The following is a 3,075-nucleotide window of genomic DNA, read 5'->3' as shown; positions in this document are numbered from 1 at the left end:
CAGCCGCAGCGCGCTGAGGCCCCAGTAGAGGGCGAGCGCGCCGAGCAGCAGGCCCAGCGGGGTCCAGCCGAGCAGCGAGAAGATCAGCCCCCAGCCGCCGCAGACCAGGGCGTACCGCGAGCGGCGCTGCGCCGGGTCGGTCGGGTCGAAGCGCGGGCCCTGGCCCTGCGGCCCGGTCGGCCCCTGCTGGTCCCCGGGGCGGCGGGCGAACGGGTCCGGCCGGCCGGACTGCGGCTGCCGGCTGCTCCACTGGTGGCCCCACGCCTGCGGGGCGCCGTGCGGGTGCTGCGGCTGGCCCTGCTGCCCGGAGTCGCCCGAGCCGTGCTCGCCCGAGTCGCCGCCGGAACCGTCGCCACCGGAACCCCCGGAGCCGGAGCCCGAGCCGGAGCCCGAGCCCGAGCCGCTGCCGGAACCTGAGCCGCCGCCCGGGTGCCCGGAGCCGCTGGACGGCAGCCTCGGCTGCCACGGGCGGTCCGGGGCGCCCTCGGGCGGGGGCGCGAACGGGTTGTCCCGCCGATCGCCCTCGGGCGCGCGCAGCGCGAGTTCAATGCGGCCGCTGCTCATGATGTGATGCGCCATCCCCTTGGGCTCGACTCCTGTCGCGTACGTGTTCTCCCCCAGACGCTACCGCCCGCACGCTCCCCCGTCCCGTGGGGGCTGTCCGGAGTGCCGGTATCGTTGCTGACGGTCGGCGCACTCGTAGGGTTCCCCGAATTCGAGCGGCCCCGGTCTCATAGAAACATCCAAGCAGCCCGAAATACAGCCGCCAGGGTCCCCGTTCGCGGGATTCCCGCACGCCCGAGAGAGGCCCCGTCCGTGGCCGCCCGCACTCCTGCCCGTCTCGTCGTCCTCGTCTCCGGTTCCGGCACCAACCTCCAGGCCCTGCTCGACGCCATCGACGCCGACCCGGCGTACGGCGCGCGGATCGTCGCGGTCGGCGCGGACCGCGACGGCATCGCGGGACTGGAGCGGGCCGAGCGGGCCGGGCTGCCCACCTTCACCGTGCGGCTGCGGGACCACGCCGACCGGGCCGGCTGGGACGCCGCGCTCACCGAGGCCACCGCGGCGTACGACCCGGACCTGGTGGTCTCGGCCGGCTTCATGAAGATCGTCGGCACGGCGTTCCTGGCCAGGTTCGGCGGCCGGTTGGTCAACACGCACCCGGCGCTGCTGCCCAGCTTCCCCGGGGCGCACGGCGTGCGCGACGCGCTCGCGTACGGCGCCAAGGTCACCGGGTGCACCGTCCACTTCGTCGACGACGGCGTCGACACCGGCCCGGTCATCGCCCAGGGCGTGGTCGAGGTCCGGCCGGACGACACGGAGGAAGCGCTCCACGAGCGCATCAAGGAAGTCGAGCGACGACTGCTCGTCGACGTGGTGGGACGCCTGTCGCGTGACGGCTACCGCATTGAGGGACGAAAGGTTTTGATTCCGGCATGAGCGCCACCTCCCAGGACTCTCCCCAGGAGAACGGAACGAAGCGGCCCATCCGCCGCGCGCTGATCAGCGTCTACGACAAGACCGGCCTGGAGGAGCTGGCCCGCGGCCTGCACGCGGCCGGCGTCGAACTGGTGTCGACCGGCTCGACCGCCGGGCGGATCGCCGCCGCGGGCGTGCCCGTCACCAAGGTCGAGGAGCTGACCGGCTTCCCCGAGTGCCTGGACGGCCGGGTGAAGACCCTGCACCCGCGCGTGCACGCCGGCATCCTCGCCGACCTGCGGCTCGAGGACCACCGCAGGCAGCTCGACGAGCTGGACGTCAAGCCGTTCGAGCTGGTCGTGGTGAACCTCTACCCCTTCCGCGAGACCGTCGCCTCGGGCGCGAGCCCTGACGAGTGCGTCGAGCAGATCGACATCGGCGGCCCGTCCATGGTCCGCGCCGCCGCCAAGAACCACCCCTCCGTCGCCGTCGTCACCAGCCCCGCCCGCTACGCCGACGTGCGCGCCGCGGTGGGCGACGGCGGCTTCGACCTCGCCGCCCGCAAGCGGCTGGCCGCCGAGGCGTTCCAGCACACCGCCGCGTACGACGTGGCCGTGGCGTCCTGGTTCCTGGACGGCTACAGCGCGGACGACGAGTTCCCCGCTTTCACCGGCGCCACGTACACCCGCCTCAACACTCTGCGCTACGGCGAGAACCCGCACCAGGGCGCGGCGATCTACACCGACGGCAGCGGTACCGGGCTGGCGGGCGCGGAGCAGTTGCACGGCAAGGAGATGTCGTACAACAACTACGTCGACACCGAGGCCGCCCGCCGGGCCGCCTACGACCACGACGGCGTCTGCGTGGCGATCATCAAGCACGCCAACCCGTGCGGGATCGCGGTCGGCACCGACGTCGCCGAGGCGCACCGCAAGGCGCACGCCTGTGACCCGCTCTCCGCGTTCGGCGGCGTCATCGCGGTCAACCGGCCGGTGTCCGTGGCGATGGCCGAGCAGGTCGCGGAGATCTTCACCGAGGTGATCGTGGCCCCGGCGTACGACGAGGGCGCCGTCGAGGTGCTGGCCCGTAAGAAGAACATCCGCGTGCTGCGCTGCGCCGACGCGCCCGCCGCCACCACGGAGTACCGCCCGATCGAGGGCGGCGTCCTCGTCCAGGCCAAGGACCGGCTCCAGGCCGAAGGCGACGACCCGTCCGCCTGGACCCTCGCGACCGGCGAGCCGCTGTCCGACGCCGAACTGGCCGACCTCGCCTTCGCCTGGCGGGCCTGCCGCGCGGTCAAGTCCAACGCGATCCTGCTGGCGAAGGACGGCGCGACCGTCGGGGTCGGCATGGGCCAGGTCAACCGGGTCGACTCGGCGAAGCTTGCGGTGGAGCGGGCCGGGGTGGAGCGCGCCGCGGGTTCCTACGCGGCCTCCGACGCGTTCTTCCCGTTCCCCGACGGGCTGGAGGTGCTCACCGCCGCAGGCGTCAAGGCGGTGGCCCAGCCGGGCGGTTCGATCCGTGACGAGGCTGTCATCGAGGCGGCGGAGAAGGCCGGCGTGACGATGTACTTCACGGCGACCCGGCACTTCTTCCACTGACCTCGCGGGGGCGGTGCCCCCGACCCCCGGATGCCGGGCTGCGACTGTTCTTGAG

At 73.5% G+C, this 3,075-nt stretch carries 2 protein-coding genes and 1 pseudogene; 2 read left to right on the top strand and 1 reads right to left on the bottom strand.

The genetic code is table 11. From position 1 onward, the window contains the following. Nucleotides 1-579: pseudogene (locus tag AC13HU_RS34835) on the bottom strand (hypothetical protein); the annotation flags it as partial. Nucleotides 580-816: 237 nt separating this feature from the next. Between AC13HU_RS34835 and purN the strand changes: the two are divergent. Together purN and purH are read left to right on the top strand one after the other, a co-directional pair. Next, nucleotides 817-1,440 carry a phosphoribosylglycinamide formyltransferase gene (gene purN, locus AC13HU_RS34830; RefSeq protein ID WP_483045999.1) on the top strand — a complete coding sequence of 208 codons (624 nt, stop codon included), beginning with the start codon at nucleotides 817-819 and terminating at the stop codon, nucleotides 1,438-1,440. Continuing rightward, on the top strand, nucleotides 1,437-3,020 hold the full coding sequence (gene purH / locus AC13HU_RS34825; RefSeq protein ID WP_483045998.1) for a bifunctional phosphoribosylaminoimidazolecarboxamide formyltransferase/IMP cyclohydrolase: 1,584 nt from the start codon (nucleotides 1,437-1,439) through the stop codon (nucleotides 3,018-3,020). Before purN ends, purH begins: the two co-directional genes overlap by 4 nt. Nucleotides 3,021-3,075 lie beyond the last annotated feature (55 nt).

It is taken from the genome of Streptomyces sp. NH27 (assembly GCF_056859195.1).
This window is presented reverse-complemented; position numbering and strand designations above follow the sequence as displayed.

Coding starts and splice junctions, on each gene's coding strand:
- purH (WP_483045998.1), top strand. CDS start 1,437: ATGAGCGCCACCTCCCAGGACTCTCCCCAGGAGAACGGAACGAAGCGG.